The organism is Halorhodospira sp. 9621, assembly GCF_022228055.1.
Taxonomy (GTDB): domain Bacteria; phylum Pseudomonadota; class Gammaproteobacteria; order Nitrococcales; family Halorhodospiraceae; genus Halorhodospira; species Halorhodospira halophila_A.
Window position 1 is genome coordinate 23,992 of the sequence record NZ_JAJNRD010000010.1, and the last position, 12,825, is coordinate 36,816.

Genomic DNA, 12,825 nt, shown 5'->3' on the forward strand with positions numbered 1-12,825 from the left:
TCAGTTGGTGACGGCCGCGGGCCGGTAGATGAAGCCGTACAGGTAGGCAACCCGAACCGTAGCCCGGGTGTGCGCGCGGCCCCGGGCGGTGACCACCGACCCCAGGGCCTCCAGGTGGGCGCTGGCTTGGCCGCTCGTCTGCGTTTGACCTGTCGCGGATGCGTGGTGGAACCGGGCGAATAGGTCCGCATTGGCACGAGCGACCGTCTGCGCCCGCCCCGTGGCTGCGGCATTGTGGAAGCGGGACACCAGATCGGCGTTAGCACGCGCGACGGTTTGCGTCCTGCCGGTGGCGGCCACGGGCAGGAATCGCGGCGCGGTCAGTTCCGCAGCCGCCCGGGCGCCGGTCTGCGACACCCCGCGGGCGGAAACGTCATGGAACGGGACGACCTCCAGTGCCCGCCAGGCCAGGCCCTCCGCCGTGGTCAGCGCCCCCCACTGCATCTGCATCAGACTTCCTCCACCTGGGCCGGGCCGTGGGCGCCGTTACCTGCGCCGTCGGTGACGACCAGGTAGACCGTCTCGCCTGCCGCCACGCCTTGAAGGGGCACCGTGAGCCGCGATTCGCCGTCGAGGTCTGCGGTGCCCTGCGCGAGCGGCGAGCCGAAGGTGCGCGGGTCCGTGTCGAGGAACACCGCGTAGTAGACCTCGGCGTTGGCGGGAGCGCCGGAGAGGGTGGCACGGAGCCCGGCCGCGAGGGCCGACGTATCCACGGGGAAAGTCGTCGCATAAAGCTCAACGCCAGATGCGTTTACTGTGCGGACCTTGATCTCCCCCGGCAGCACGTCGATAGTGTGGTATTGATCCTGGTTTTGGCTTTCCTCCAGGAACCAGTGCAACGACGCATCCTCGCCACGGCCTGACCGATACCCTTGGCCGAACTCCACGTACCCCCCTTCCTGCTCGATGATCCAGCCGTCGTCGATCTCGAAGGAATCGACGGTCCCGGGGTCTTGATCGACGACGCCCAACGGAACAGTTCGGGTTCGGTAATGGATATGCCCGACAATCCCACAGGCCGTTTTCGACTCGATCAGCTCGCGCATCCAGCTCCGGCGAACGTTGTCTTGCAACGCCATGTCTGTCCCTGACCTGACATCCGCCGCCATCGACGGGCTATGGTGGATCGCCACGCCAGGGGTGTCCTTGTCGAGCGTGGCCCGCAGCCAGTCGCCTACCTCCACGACCGGAGAGGCGTGCGAGTCCAAAACGACGACCTGAAAGTAATCGCCGAGCTTGATATAGCCGTAAGGCTTTTGCTCGGGTTCGGTGTGGAGCATCGACCGGAAGAAAACCGGGAAATATTGGCTTTCCCAGCTAGAAGACCCTCCCCCGGAAGTGCTGTGCCCTCCTACGTCGTGGTTGCCTGGGGAGTTGACGACCGGAATCATCGTGCCACTATGCAGAACGCTCAAGTAGTCCCGCACGAAGTTGATCCAATACTGGCCGTTCTCAAAGCTCGGGCTCTCCTTAAAAGAGCTTACCAAGTCGCCGGCAAAAAGAACGGCGTCGGGCTGTTCCGTTACGAGGCGCATCATTCCGCCGGGGGATTTCATGCCCACAGGGACGTGAATATCGGACGTTGCGACGAACCGAACGCCGCTCGCCGGAAGCGCAGCAGGGAGCGTCTTGACCGGGTGAGGGGTGTGCTCCCCTCTGCTGCAATCCAGCTTCAAGGAGTAGGTGGTCCCGGGTGCTAGCCCGTCGAGAGTCGCGTGGTAGATCCACTCGGGGCGCGAGGGAACCTGGGTTCCCTGGACCTCGACGGACCCGCTCAAGTTGCTTGGATCAGTCCCGTAATGAAGGGTGTACTGCTCCCCGTCGCCGATGGCGTCCACCCATGACACCATGATCTGCGTCGTTGGATCGCCCATGAGTTGTGCGTAAACATACACGGAATCGGCTAGGCTAGACTGCTCCTCCGAAGCCGTATATGAGTTCTCCACATAACCAGGCTCGACGTAGAAGGGCATGGCTAGTTCTTCCACTCCGAAGTGAAGCCGTAATAGCTCTCGGCCCACGCGACCATCGCGTCGATTTCATCGAGCGAGAAGTCGCCTTTTTTCCACGCCAAGAAAGCGATCTGGCCGTTGAAGTGGCGGTGGTTTTCTTCGGTGCTTCCCATGTAGAAGTTGCTTCTTGTTGAGGAGCTTTGGCCGAATGGGTTGTCTGAATCCTCTAGGATTTCGTGCTCCAGGGTGTTGATCCTGACGTTTCGCTCAACGATCCAGTCGCCGTCCGCGGTGTTACGGCCGGCGGTCACGATCAAATAGTCTTCGTTGGGCGCATCTGCAAAGTTAACCGAGCCAACAGACCACCCGTTCAGGTCTCCGCCCATATTCCAGAAGGTGGGCACTCCCCCTTCCATGATCCTCTCGGCGTTGTGTGGGCTGTGGTTGTAAGCCTTCAATACTACGAACATAGAGAACCCGCGTGTCATTTCCCCCGGGGAAACAAACAGCGCCCCGCTCCCAAACTCAACAGCAGCCCGCCCGTTGAGGTCCGAGTTCTTATTGAGAACGGGCGGGCCGAAGTCGTATCCCTCGTCATCGGGCACCGTTGCGTGGTGCCCGTTGCCCGACAAGTCATCCCACTGCTCGACCGCCGTTCCGTTTTCCTGGTCGATGGCGTCAGCCCAAAACGCGAAGCGCCAGTCGATATTGGCAATATCCTCGGGAAGCTCGGCTGTGCTGGGCTCACTCGGCTCGCTCTCCCCGCCCGGCGTGACCAGCTTCGACGCAGACCAGTCGCCCGCGCCTTCGCCATTGACGGCCCGCAGCCGAACCTCATACTCCTGATCGTCGGTCAGGCCGGTGATGATGAAGCTGCCGGTGCCAGAAATGCCCGCCGACTCGGCGCCACCCTCATCCAGGCTGTACTCAATGCCGGTGATCGCCGGCTGCGCGTTCGGGAGCGTGGACACCGTGACCTCGACCTCGCCCTCAAGCCCGGTGGGCTCAACGCTCCAGTAGTTGCTGCCAAACGTATCAGGCACACCATCCTCAACCGGCTCGGTTCCGCCGCCGTTCTTGAGCGCCTGAATCTCGTCCCAAAGCGCGAGGAAGTTGTCGTCCACCTCCGCCGCGGTCAGCGGCTCGTTCTTGGTCGTCCAGCCGTCTCGCTCGCGAACTCGCAGATGCTTCGTCATCGCTGCCTACCCTCTGTCCTGCCAGCAGGCCGACCAGTCGGCCGCCGGGGTCGATTGCTGATTCATGGTGGCCGCCACTGCCAGGAGTATCCCCAGGGCCGTGACCGTCACAGCTCAAACCTCCGCGTCCATCGAGCCCGCCCGCGCACCCGACGCTCCCAGCGGACGTGCGTATAGCCCAGCGCACGCAGCGCTTCGGCCAGCGCCTCGCGCTGCCCTTCGCCGGGCAGCTCGACCGAGCCGGTGAGAACCGCCGTGCCCGGATGCTGTGGGTCTGGCACTGCCATACAGGCCCAGGTGTAGGGGTCGCCGTACCCCATCCCCGGCGGGTGCGCCCGCAGCAGGTGGCCCGTGATCGGCTGCGCGCTCACGTTCATCGCTAGTCGATCTCCATGGACAGGTCGCCGGCCGGGAACCGGATCGCCTGATCGCCGGCGGGCACCTCCCGCGGCTCCTCCAGGGGGATGATCTCGCTCAGTCGGTTGCCGCCGGTTTCGCTGTCGTAGATCGCGGCGGCATCCACGGTGCCCCAATTCGCTTGGGGTTCATCGAACTCCACGGCGCTGGAGTTCCTGACGCGCCGGCCACCGCCTGGGGCGCTCTCCGGGGCGGAGAAGGTGACCGGCTTGCGCGCGTACCCGCTGGCGCTGACCTCGCTCGTGCCGTTGAACACGGCGACGTAGCAGTTGCCGTTTCGGAAGACATGGTTGAGGGCCATATCGCGGGAGTGGTCGGAGAATCCGCTCATCGTGCTGCCTCGTCAGGATTGGGCCCGCTGATGGGGCTCTTGGGTGCGGGGGTCCACGCGCTGGGAGGTCGGTACCTTCTCGCCGAGCGCGTGGTAGAACCATTCGTAGTGGGCTTGAGCCTTCTGCTCGATGCCTGGGCGGGTGTCTTTGAGCCATGCGCGGTAGAGCATCCAGTGGCGCAGCGGCTCGCGGTAGTGGCTGGGCATCTGCTCCAGGGTCGGGTATTCGCCGACCTCGAAGGCGGGGGGCTGCTGGATGTAGACGATCTGGACGCGGGTGCCCGAGCGCACGGCGGGCACGGTGTGGAAGACCCGGGGCTGGCGCTCATCCCACAGGTAATGGTCCACCTGATCGGCCTCGGGGCGGCTGCGCCAGGCCGGGTCGAAGCGGGCCAGGGTCGCCCCATCGACCCGCGTGATCGCCTCCCCGGGAAGGCCCTGGTCCACGTTCGCGGTGACCTCCATGAGCCGCACGCCATCCTCGGGGATGTGGTGGGTCACGCCCCGCTGCAAGGCGACCGAGGCGATGCGCTGGAACGCCTCGGGGCGGACCAGGGCAAGCTGGTCCATGGCCGCCCGGAGCATTTCCGAGAAGTGCTCGTCGGTCCACGCCGGATAGTCCGGGTGCTCCTGCAGGTCAAGTTCGACGCTGCGAACCAGCGACCCGGTATCAAGCATGGCCGCTGTTCTCCTCCATCCGCTGCTGCGCCTGATCCGGGTGCAGCTCGAACAGCGCATCCGAGCGCCCGGTCACCGCCGCGCGGAACTGCTCGTAGTAGATCGCGGCCACTTGCAGGTTCGGCGTGCTCGATTTGGCGTGGGCCCGGGACATGACGTAGTAGAAGATCGGGGTCTGGAACACATCATCCAGGCCAATCGCCTGCTGGGTGCTGGTCACCTCAGCCGGCGAGGCGGCGTAGACGATTTCCAGGTACGAGGCCGGATCCGGTTGCCCAGGGGTGACGTAGAAGGTCTTGGGATCCCGGTCATCGAACATGAAGTGTTTGACCTCGGCGCTCGTCGGCTCGGTATGCCAATCGGGGCGAGTGGCATCGAGGATGTAACGACGCACCGAGCGAACAGCGCGACCGGGGGTATCGCCATTACTGCCCATGTTGCGCACCACGTCGATCAGGGTCATGCCGTCAGACGGCAGCCGCTGCCGAGTGCCCGGGGTGAGCTTCACCACGTCATTGATGGCGTTGGCCGCCGGCTTGAGCATGACGATCTCGCGCTGGGCGTCGGAGAGGTAGGTAAGCAGGTCTTCCGGGGTCCAGCGCACGCCGGTGTCGTCGTGCAGCGTGCGTGCCGCCCGGTTGAGGATCATTTCAGCGGTCACCGTCGGCATCGCCTCAGCCCTCCGTCTCCAGGCGGCGGATCTCCTCGGCGAGCGACTGTGCCGAGCGGCGCTTGTCGAGCTTCACGCCGTGGCGCTGCTCGGCGTACTCGGCGAGCACGTCGCGCGAGAGTTTGCGAAGCGGGTAGAACTCGCCGCGGACCTCGACCATCAGGTCTTCCTCGCCCCCGCCGTCCTCCTCGCCGCTCTCCGGCTCCTGGGCCGGCTTCTGCCCGGCGTCGGTCACGCCGCTGATTAGGGCGTACTGATCCGGGTGGCGCTTGAGCATCCGCTCGGCGATCTCCTCCTCGACCTCCTGCACGTCACCCGGCCCGGACCAGAACACGCCGCTGCCGTAGAGCCGGTCCCGGTGGGTCGGCTCCCGGCCGATGTACTTCACCTTCATGGGGCTATCCTCCGGCGGGGCGGCGCGTGGCCGCCCCGGATTGCGGGGTTACTTGCCTTGCCAGTCGTAGGTGGCGACGACGGTGATCTCCCCGTCCACGCTGGCGCCGAGCGAGGCGATGATGTCGCAGACCTCCTCGACCACCTTGGGGGCGTGGTTCGAGTCGGCACGGATGCGACCGGCACTGGCCAGGGACTTGGAGCCGGTGAAGTAGGTCGCCTCGGTGTCGTTCTCGGTCATGTAGCCGAACGAGGCGCTGGCCCCACTGCCGCAGGCACCGTGGACCACCATCAGATCGAGGAGCCGGGTATGGGCCGGCAGGCGAATGAAGTGGACGGTATCGCCGCTGGAGCCATCGACGTTAAGGGTCGCGGTGGCCGTGGCGGTGTTGCCGTACTCACCGGCATGGATGATGTCGGTGTGAAGCTGCTCGAAGTTGATGCGAGCCATGATTCAGTCCTCCAGGGATTCAGGGAGAGGGGACGGCGCTGGGCCGCCCCCGTGGCCGGCTTAGGCGTTTGGATCCGGCGCGTAGGAGTCCACGGCGATCACGCCGTGGTCAGTCATCAGGCCGGTGTCCTGGCGCTTGAAGCGGACCTTGGCCTTGCCGCCCATGAACGCCATGGAGACCTCCATGCCGTTGTCGTGGTCCACCTTCTCCTCGTGCCAGTTGGCGTGGTAGCCGCTGGTGCCGTGGTTGCCATACGCCTCGGCGAGCGCCTGGGCGCCGAGCAACAGGGCTCGGTCCACCGGCGCGGCCGCCTCGTTCTGGACCACGGTGCCGCTGGAGTTGTGGCTCTTGACCGGCGTGCCCTGGTAGAAGCGAACCGCGCGGTTGTGCTTCTTCACCAGGATCCCGTTCCACATCCCCGTCTCGCCGAGGAACAGCGGGTGGTTCCAGCCTTGGCTGCGGGCGTGGGCGTTGGCGATGAAGGTGCGCCAATCATTGCCCGACGTGCTCTGGAGGAACTGGTACCACTGCCGGCTGGAGATCGTGAGCAGGTAGAGCGGGTTGTCGTCGGCCTGCGGATCCATGTTGCCGCTGGCGTCCTGCAGGCGGATCGGCTGGAGCGGGAACACATCGTCATCGAGGGTCGCCCGGAGCATGTCGATGGTCTCCAGGGTGATGATGTTCGTACTCCCGATCTGGCTCACGTTGTCCGCGCTGCCGGCGCAGAAGTACCGGCCGTAGGACGGCGGCGCCACGTCGTTCACCACGATGTCGGCGAACTCCTCGTGGCTCTCCTTGGGCACGGCCCAATCAATGCCATCGTCGTCGCCGCGGGCACCGGCCAGGTGGACGTGCGCAAGCTGATCCTCCAGCCGTGCGCCGTAACCGGCCAGGTTGGCCTTGGCGATACCGCGAAGCTGGTGCACGGTGCGCTTTTGCGTCATGCGACCGCCGGTGTCCACGCCGGCCCGGTACTGGTCGATGCGCAGGTCCATGGAACTGAACGTCAGGTCCATCATGCGCCCGGCGAGCTTGCGATCCCCCATCGTCGGGCGGCCGGTGATGATGTTGAAAAGATCCACCGAAACCTGGTCACCGGCGCTGGTACTCAGGTCACGGATCTGCACGATGGGGTAATCCGGGCTGGTTTGACCCTTGAGCTTGGACTCCGCCCCAGCCTGCTTGGGCGCGGGGCCGGTCAGCCGGCGGCGGAACGACGGCCGGCGCTGGGTCTCAGCGAAGGCCGCAACGGAGTAGAGCTTCTTCGCCAGCGGAGAGCCGACGGGGATGTTGGTACGAGCCATGATCTTCGTCCTCGACTACTAGAGCCGGGATAGGAACTCCTCGCGCTGGGCATCGGTCATCCGGTCGAGCTTCTCGGCAAGCTGGGTTGCCGACATGCGCTCGACTTCCTCGGACTCACTCACCCCCGCGGCAGCGCCGCCCGGCAGGTCAGATAGAGAGTTGGGAGTGTTGTCGCTCGCGCGTTCCGCCTCTTGCAGCCGGCGGGCGGCAGCGGCGGTCACGTCCTCGGTGTTGGGCTGCGATGCAGTGGAGACGCCGAGCATCTTGACCACCTCGCGGAAGCGATCCTCCAGCGAGTAGTCCTGATATTTGGGGTTGGCGCGAAGCTGCTCATCGAGGGCCACAGCGGCGGCGTAGCGCGGGTCGCCGCTTTGCTCCCATTCGATGAGGACCGGCTTGCCGTTGGCATCGGTGACCGCGGCCTTGGCCTGATCGACCTCGGCCTGGATCCGCTGCTGCTCGGTCTGCTGCACGCGCTCCTCGGCCTGCTGGTGGCGACGCTCGATCTCCTCGCGGAGCTGCTGGTTCTGCCGGTAAAGCACCTCCAGCGGCTTCGCCAGTTCGTCGCCGTAGTCGCGCCGGAACGCCTCCAGGTCCAGTTCCTCGGTGCCGCCCTTCTCTCCACTATCGGGGGAGCCGCCGTCTTGCTGGGGGGCAGCCTGGGCACCCTGTGACGGGGCCTGGCCCTGGCGCAGTTGCTCCAGCTCTTGCCGGAGCCGTTCAGCCTCGCGCTGGTACTCGGTGGCTTGCTTGCGCGCGCCTTCGAGCACCGAATACGGGATCTCGTGCCGGCCATCCCGCGTCTTGACTACCCGCTCGGGCTCATCGTCCGCGCCGGTGTTCTCGCCCTGGCCCTCCTGCTTCTGGGCCTTCGGGTCGTCTTCGCCCTGCTTGGACTGCTGCCCGCTATCCGCCACCGCGCCCGTTTGGTCCGCGGCCGGTTCGCCGGCATCGCCCTCGCCCTTGGCACCCGTGCCGGCTGGTTGGCCCGCATCGTCGCCTTGCTCGTCGAATTCGCCTTCGAGTTCAGCGAGGATCCGGTCGATCTCCTGCTCATCGTTCGGGATACCGTCGGGGTTGCTCAGGTAGTCGTCGGTCTGTCCACTCATCGCGTCGTCTCTCCTATCGCCTGGAGTTGCGTGGTCGGGGACTGTCGTGCCCCTAGAACGAAAAAGCCCGGCTCAGAGGCCGGGCGATTCGGTGTGCCGCGTCTACTGCGGCGAGGGTTATGGTGGGCCGTGTCGTGACCCGTCCGATGTCTGTAGCGCTGCCGCCTGCTCCTGCTCCTCCCGGCGCAAGCGGGCCCCGCGCTCGAACAGGTCGGCGTGCTGGGCGGCCTCGGCGCGCATGTCCTCGTGACTGCCGCGCTCGATCTCGCTGATGGTCTTGGCGGTCTGCGCGGCCTGGTGTTCGGTATCGACGCCGGCAGTCTTCTGCGCCATGGCGATGGCGCGCTGGGCGTCGGCCATGGCCTTCTCGGCGCGGGCCTCCAGGTCGCGGACACGGGCCTCGCGTTCGCGTAGCTCCAGCTCGGCGGCCTGCTGCTGCATCTCGGCCTGGCGCTGCTCGGCCTCGGCCTGCTGCTGCGCTTGAAGGGCCTCCTCCTCGGTCTGCGGCTGCTTGCTGCCGCCGCCCATGCCGGTGACCGCGCGGATGCGCTCGACGAACTCCTTGCGGTTGGGCAGGTCGGATGCCTCGATGATGATGTCCATGACCGCCGCCTGTAGCTCCGGCGGCAACGCCTGCGTCAGTTCCATCATCCGGGCGAGCAAGTGCTGTCGGTACGTCGTGCTGCTGGGGGTCTCGTCGAGTGCGACCTGGGTGCGCAGCTTGAGGATGTCATTGGTTCGGTACTCGTAGCCGAGCTCATCGTGCTCCGGGTGATTCAGGAGGACATCCTTGACCTCGCCGGTGACCGACTCGACGCGCACCGGCACGTCGGTCTTCTCGCCCAGGTCTTCGACGAGCATCGACATGAGCAACTCGGCGGCCAGACGCCGGCCGTCCTGGTAGTTCTCAATGATCTTGCCGAGCACCTGCTGGCCCTGCTCGACCAGGCTCTTGATCGCCTCGCCCGACTGCCCGGATCCGGCGCCGCGACCCATCATCTCGTGGAATAGGCCCGAAGCGTCCTGGATGTTCTGCTTCGCCTCCTGCATCACCTCGAACTGCTGCGGGTTGAGCCGCGCGTCGGTGTCCACGTTGAACCCATTGGCGTTCTGCCGGCTCGGGTTCGTGATGATGTAGGCGTCAGAGCGCGCGACCTCCTGCGCCGCCTGGGCATGGTCGTCCACCGCATCCCGGTCGGCGATCACCCGGCGGGTGGAGAGGTTGTAGAGCATCTTGCTGCGCCGGGCGTTGACCTCCTCCTGCGGGGATTTCATCGCGCGGATCAGCCCGTAGGGGGCGCCGCTGCGATCCTCCCGGTAGCCGAAGAACGGCACATAGGGGAAGTGACCGTGGGTGTACGGCGAGGGGCGGTCGGCGAGCTGGTGCGGGCCCAGGTAGTAGGCCACGCGCAGCCGGAAGGAGCGGGCTTTGCGCGGGGCCACGAGACCCGCGGCAACGGCGTTCAGGTGTCGGCGGTCTTCGCGGTTGAGTTCCACCACCCGGCCATCGGGCAGGTCGAGCACCCACATATCGGTGTGGACGCGGTACCACACTTCGTAGAGCGCGAGCCGGTGGCGCTCGGTGTCCAGCCACTCCTCCTCTTGTAGCGAGGTGGTCTGCTCGATCTCCCAGGAACGGCCAAGTGAGACATCGACACCGTTCGGGTCATCCCACGCCGGGCGCTGGGCGACCGACTGGCGGATCAGCCGCTTGTGCCGCGGGAAGTGTCCCTCCAGGTCGTCGGCGTCGTACCAGCGTTTGCGCACCAGGTACCGGGCGTCCCGGAGCATCGGATCGCGGGAGCGGTAGTCGAACCAGATTTCGTCGCGGTGGACGGCCTGCACGCGGTACGGGTACTTGAACGGGTCGGACTCGCGGCTGACCTCCAGCCAGCCGATGCCGACCTTCACTTGCGATTCGTGGGCCTCCGAGCACCCGGTGTTGAAGCGTGCGAGGCGCACGGCCTCCTGGAGTTTGACGTTCAGGGCCTCGGCCACCTCGGTGGCCTGGTCGTCCTCGCCGCGCACGATGGGGTCGGTGCGGGTGCGCGCCTCCAGGCCGAGCACGGTGTCGATGGTCGGGCGAATCAGGTTCACGACGATGGGCGCGATGCCCAGACCGCGCATCCGCTGCATGGTTTCGGTGTCGAGCTGATTGCCGTCGTAGAAGTCGGCCTCGCGCGCGGCCTCGGCACGCCATGCGGGCTCATAGCGCAGGTCGGTGAGGATCTGCTCGATGCGCTCGCGGGGCAGTGGCTTGGTCATAGCGGGTCAGACTCTCCAGTCAGGTGCCGGGCGGGCGACGGTGGTGCCGGCGGATGCGGACGGCGGCTCGGCGTGGCGGAGCATCATCATCGCGTAGCGGGTGGCGTCGATGAGGTCGTCGCGCTCCTTGACGATCTTCCCGTCCTTGCGGTGGTAGAGGCGGAACTCCTCGAACCAGTCGGTGAGGTGCGAGAACACCTTGAACCGGCCGGTTTGCATCCTATCGAGCATTTCCGCCAGGCCGGCCTCCACGCTCGTGCGCGAGAGCCGGGTGTCGTCGCGGGTTTCCGGGAACACGGCGTGAGTGGGGAGGAGATTCAGCCCTTGCTCGCGGTACTGCTGGGCAAGCTGCACGCCGGAGCCCTTTTCCGTCTGATACCCGTCATGCGGCCAGGCCCACGGCAAGCGCGCCCCCCACGGCTTGAGGGCGGCGGCGTGGATCACCGGCGTGGCCTGGCTCTTTCGGTAGCAGTTGGTGACGTAGATCGTGTCCGAGTCGCGGTCCCATGCGATCTTTGCACCGGCGGTCGGGTGGTCCCAGCCGAAGTCGATGCCGCCGATCACCGGCCAGATGGCAGGCACCGTGAACGGCTCCACGCTGATCTCCTCCTCGGCGATGGGGAAGATCCGCCCGGAGCCGAGGGTTGGGATGCCGTGGGCGCGAGCCTCGCGCTCGTGCGCCGGGAACGAGGCGATGATCCGCTCGCGCTCCTCGGCGTCGATGTGTTCGGCGTCATGGATGGTCATGTTCGTGTCGTGGCGCTGATCGGAGTCTTCCATCAGATACCTCGACACGACCGACGACATGCCCATCAGCGGGGTGAACGAGAGCGCGACGATCCCTCCCGTGGCGATGGTCCGCGCCAGGCCCTCGTCGTAAATGTCCTCGGGCGGTTCTTCGTCATACCAGACGAAATCGACCGGCGGGCCCTGCCACTTGCGCCGGCCCTGGGCGTAATAGCGAAACCGAAGGAAGGAGTAGCCGCCGCTTGCGTGCTTCACACGGATGTAGTCGTAGAGGTGGCTGACGCCGGCGGCCATGCCGTAATCGCTGGTCAGACACCGCTTGGGGACCAGTCCCGTGCCCTCCTCGCCCGGATGCCCAAGAAGTACGCGCTGGCCGTTGTCGCGCGTCGTCTCGCCGGTCTCACCACTCGCCCACACCACTACCGGGCGATCCCAGCGCCGGCCGGGCCACCAGTCGGGGTACTCGCCGGTGAGGTGATAGGCGACCTCCGCACCCGTGGCGTAGGTCTTGCCCTGCTGGTTGCCTGCCCGTAATAGCCTTTCGCGGAAGCTCGCCCCGGCGGCGTGGAACTCGCGCTGCTTGGCGTAGGGTCGGTAGTCGGCCAGGCGCTCCTGGGCAAGCTCCTCGTCAATCTGCGCGAGGATCGCGCGCCGCTCCAGGGGCGACAGGCCCTCAATGAAGCTCGGGTCGAGAACCTGCTGCATCGCTGCCCTTGTTCACTGACGTCTGCTCGGCCCGCTGCTCGGCGGCCTTCACCTGCTCACGCAGGGCCTTGAGCGTGTCGCGGTCCAGGGTGCCAAACATGCCCCGCTGCTCGTTGTCGGCCTTGTACCCACCGACGTGCTTCATCAGCTTGTCGAGGGCCTGGTTCTTGTCGATCAGCCGGTACTCGAGCACCTGCGCCTCGCTGCCCGGGATGGCGCGCACCTTCACGCGGGAGAGCGCGGCAGCGGTGTGGTCGTCCAACTCCTGGACCGGCTTCGGCGAACCGTCCTCGCGGAACAGCTTGCGCGGGTCAGCCATCGCCACTCGGGCCAGCTCCTCGATCACCCGCTCGGCGGTGATCTCCAGCTTCTGAGCCCGTTGGCTTTGGCCTTTGTCGATTTCCGCACGCACCCAAGGTTTTCCAAGCAGTTCCGGGCCTATCCGCGATGCGGTCTTCTCGCTATAACCGGCGCGTACCGCCGCTTTCGAGGCATTGGCGTCAATCAGGTATTCCTTCACGAACCGACGCTGCCGGTCGGTAAGCCCGGAGGTTTTGCCCATGGTTTCGATCCTGCTTCTATGGAGCCGCACAAGAACCGCACCG

The 12,825-nt window shown here is 66.1% G+C and carries 14 protein-coding genes; all 14 read right to left on the reverse strand.

The window, feature by feature from the left end:
* Complete coding sequence (locus tag LRF89_RS06555) at window positions 1-450, reverse strand: hypothetical protein (protein WP_238636790.1); 450 nt, start codon at window positions 448-450, stop codon at window positions 1-3.
* Window positions 450-1,973: an FN3 domain-containing metallophosphoesterase family protein gene (locus LRF89_RS06560; protein WP_238636791.1), complete on the reverse strand. Its 1,524-nt coding sequence runs from the start codon at window positions 1,971-1,973 to the stop codon at window positions 450-452. Before LRF89_RS06560 ends, LRF89_RS06555 begins: the two co-directional genes overlap by 1 nt.
* Before the next feature lie 2 nt (window positions 1,974-1,975).
* Complete coding sequence (locus LRF89_RS06565; RefSeq protein ID WP_238636792.1) at window positions 1,976-3,148, reverse strand: fibronectin type III domain-containing protein; 1,173 nt, start codon at window positions 3,146-3,148, stop codon at window positions 1,976-1,978.
* 107 nt (window positions 3,149-3,255) lie between these two features.
* A complete protein-coding gene (locus LRF89_RS06570) occupies window positions 3,256-3,525 on the reverse strand; it encodes a hypothetical protein (RefSeq protein ID WP_238636793.1) in 270 nt (89 codons plus the stop codon).
* 2 nt (window positions 3,526-3,527) lie between these two features.
* Window positions 3,528-3,896, reverse strand: a complete 369-nt coding sequence (locus tag LRF89_RS06575; RefSeq protein ID WP_238636794.1) for a phage tail fiber protein — start codon at window positions 3,894-3,896, stop codon at window positions 3,528-3,530.
* Window positions 3,897-3,908: 12 nt separating this feature from the next.
* A complete protein-coding gene (locus LRF89_RS06580) occupies window positions 3,909-4,574 on the reverse strand; it encodes a phage adaptor protein (protein WP_238636795.1) in 666 nt (221 codons plus the stop codon).
* Window positions 4,567-5,244: a phage adaptor protein gene (locus LRF89_RS06585; protein WP_238636796.1), complete on the reverse strand. Its 678-nt coding sequence runs from the start codon at window positions 5,242-5,244 to the stop codon at window positions 4,567-4,569. The genes LRF89_RS06580 and LRF89_RS06585 overlap by 8 nt, the downstream gene beginning before the upstream one ends.
* Window positions 5,245-5,248: 4 nt before the next feature.
* A complete protein-coding gene (locus LRF89_RS06590) occupies window positions 5,249-5,638 on the reverse strand; it encodes a hypothetical protein (RefSeq protein ID WP_238636797.1) in 390 nt (129 codons plus the stop codon).
* 48 nt (window positions 5,639-5,686) lie between these two features.
* Entirely contained in the window at window positions 5,687-6,088 is a 402-nt protein-coding gene (locus tag LRF89_RS06595; RefSeq protein ID WP_238636798.1) for a hypothetical protein, read from the reverse strand.
* 60 nt (window positions 6,089-6,148) lie between these two features.
* On the reverse strand, window positions 6,149-7,393 hold the full coding sequence (locus LRF89_RS06600; RefSeq protein WP_238636799.1) for a N4-gp56 family major capsid protein: 1,245 nt from the start codon (window positions 7,391-7,393) through the stop codon (window positions 6,149-6,151).
* A gap of 18 nt (window positions 7,394-7,411) precedes the next feature.
* Window positions 7,412-8,503, reverse strand: coding sequence for a hypothetical protein (locus LRF89_RS06605; protein ID WP_238636800.1), 1,092 nt, complete (start codon window positions 8,501-8,503; stop codon window positions 7,412-7,414).
* A gap of 117 nt (window positions 8,504-8,620) precedes the next feature.
* On the reverse strand, window positions 8,621-10,768 hold the full coding sequence (locus LRF89_RS06610; RefSeq protein ID WP_238636801.1) for a portal protein: 2,148 nt from the start codon (window positions 10,766-10,768) through the stop codon (window positions 8,621-8,623).
* A 6-nt stretch (window positions 10,769-10,774) separates the two neighbouring features.
* Window positions 10,775-12,220 (reverse strand): terminase large subunit domain-containing protein, encoded by a 1,446-nt coding sequence (locus LRF89_RS06615; RefSeq protein ID WP_238636802.1) that lies wholly within the window; start codon window positions 12,218-12,220, stop codon window positions 10,775-10,777.
* Window positions 12,189-12,782 (reverse strand): terminase small subunit, encoded by a 594-nt coding sequence (locus tag LRF89_RS06620; RefSeq protein WP_238636803.1) that lies wholly within the window; start codon window positions 12,780-12,782, stop codon window positions 12,189-12,191. Before LRF89_RS06620 ends, LRF89_RS06615 begins: the two co-directional genes overlap by 32 nt.
* Window positions 12,783-12,825 lie beyond the last annotated feature (43 nt).

What these genes read in the sequence shown, in the direction of transcription:
- LRF89_RS06555 (WP_238636790.1), bottom strand. Translation starts at nt 450, where the DNA reads ATGCAGATGCAGTGGGGGGCGCTGACCACGGCGGAGGGCCTGGCCTGG.
- LRF89_RS06560 (WP_238636791.1), bottom strand. Translation starts at nt 1,973, where the DNA reads ATGCCCTTCTACGTCGAGCCTGGTTATGTGGAGAACTCATATACGGCT.
- LRF89_RS06565 (WP_238636792.1), bottom strand. Translation starts at nt 3,148, where the DNA reads ATGACGAAGCATCTGCGAGTTCGCGAGCGAGACGGCTGGACGACCAAG.
- LRF89_RS06570 (WP_238636793.1), bottom strand. Translation starts at nt 3,525, where the DNA reads ATGAACGTGAGCGCGCAGCCGATCACGGGCCACCTGCTGCGGGCGCAC.
- LRF89_RS06575 (WP_238636794.1), bottom strand. Translation starts at nt 3,896, where the DNA reads ATGAGCGGATTCTCCGACCACTCCCGCGATATGGCCCTCAACCATGTC.
- LRF89_RS06580 (WP_238636795.1), bottom strand. Translation starts at nt 4,574, where the DNA reads ATGCTTGATACCGGGTCGCTGGTTCGCAGCGTCGAACTTGACCTGCAG.
- LRF89_RS06585 (WP_238636796.1), bottom strand. Translation starts at nt 5,244, where the DNA reads ATGCCGACGGTGACCGCTGAAATGATCCTCAACCGGGCGGCACGCACG.
- LRF89_RS06590 (WP_238636797.1), bottom strand. Translation starts at nt 5,638, where the DNA reads ATGAAGGTGAAGTACATCGGCCGGGAGCCGACCCACCGGGACCGGCTC.
- LRF89_RS06595 (WP_238636798.1), bottom strand. Translation starts at nt 6,088, where the DNA reads ATGGCTCGCATCAACTTCGAGCAGCTTCACACCGACATCATCCATGCC.
- LRF89_RS06600 (WP_238636799.1), bottom strand. Translation starts at nt 7,393, where the DNA reads ATGGCTCGTACCAACATCCCCGTCGGCTCTCCGCTGGCGAAGAAGCTC.
- LRF89_RS06605 (WP_238636800.1), bottom strand. Translation starts at nt 8,503, where the DNA reads ATGAGTGGACAGACCGACGACTACCTGAGCAACCCCGACGGTATCCCG.
- LRF89_RS06610 (WP_238636801.1), bottom strand. Translation starts at nt 10,768, where the DNA reads ATGACCAAGCCACTGCCCCGCGAGCGCATCGAGCAGATCCTCACCGAC.
- LRF89_RS06615 (WP_238636802.1), bottom strand. Translation starts at nt 12,220, where the DNA reads ATGCAGCAGGTTCTCGACCCGAGCTTCATTGAGGGCCTGTCGCCCCTG.
- LRF89_RS06620 (WP_238636803.1), bottom strand. Translation starts at nt 12,782, where the DNA reads ATGGGCAAAACCTCCGGGCTTACCGACCGGCAGCGTCGGTTCGTGAAG.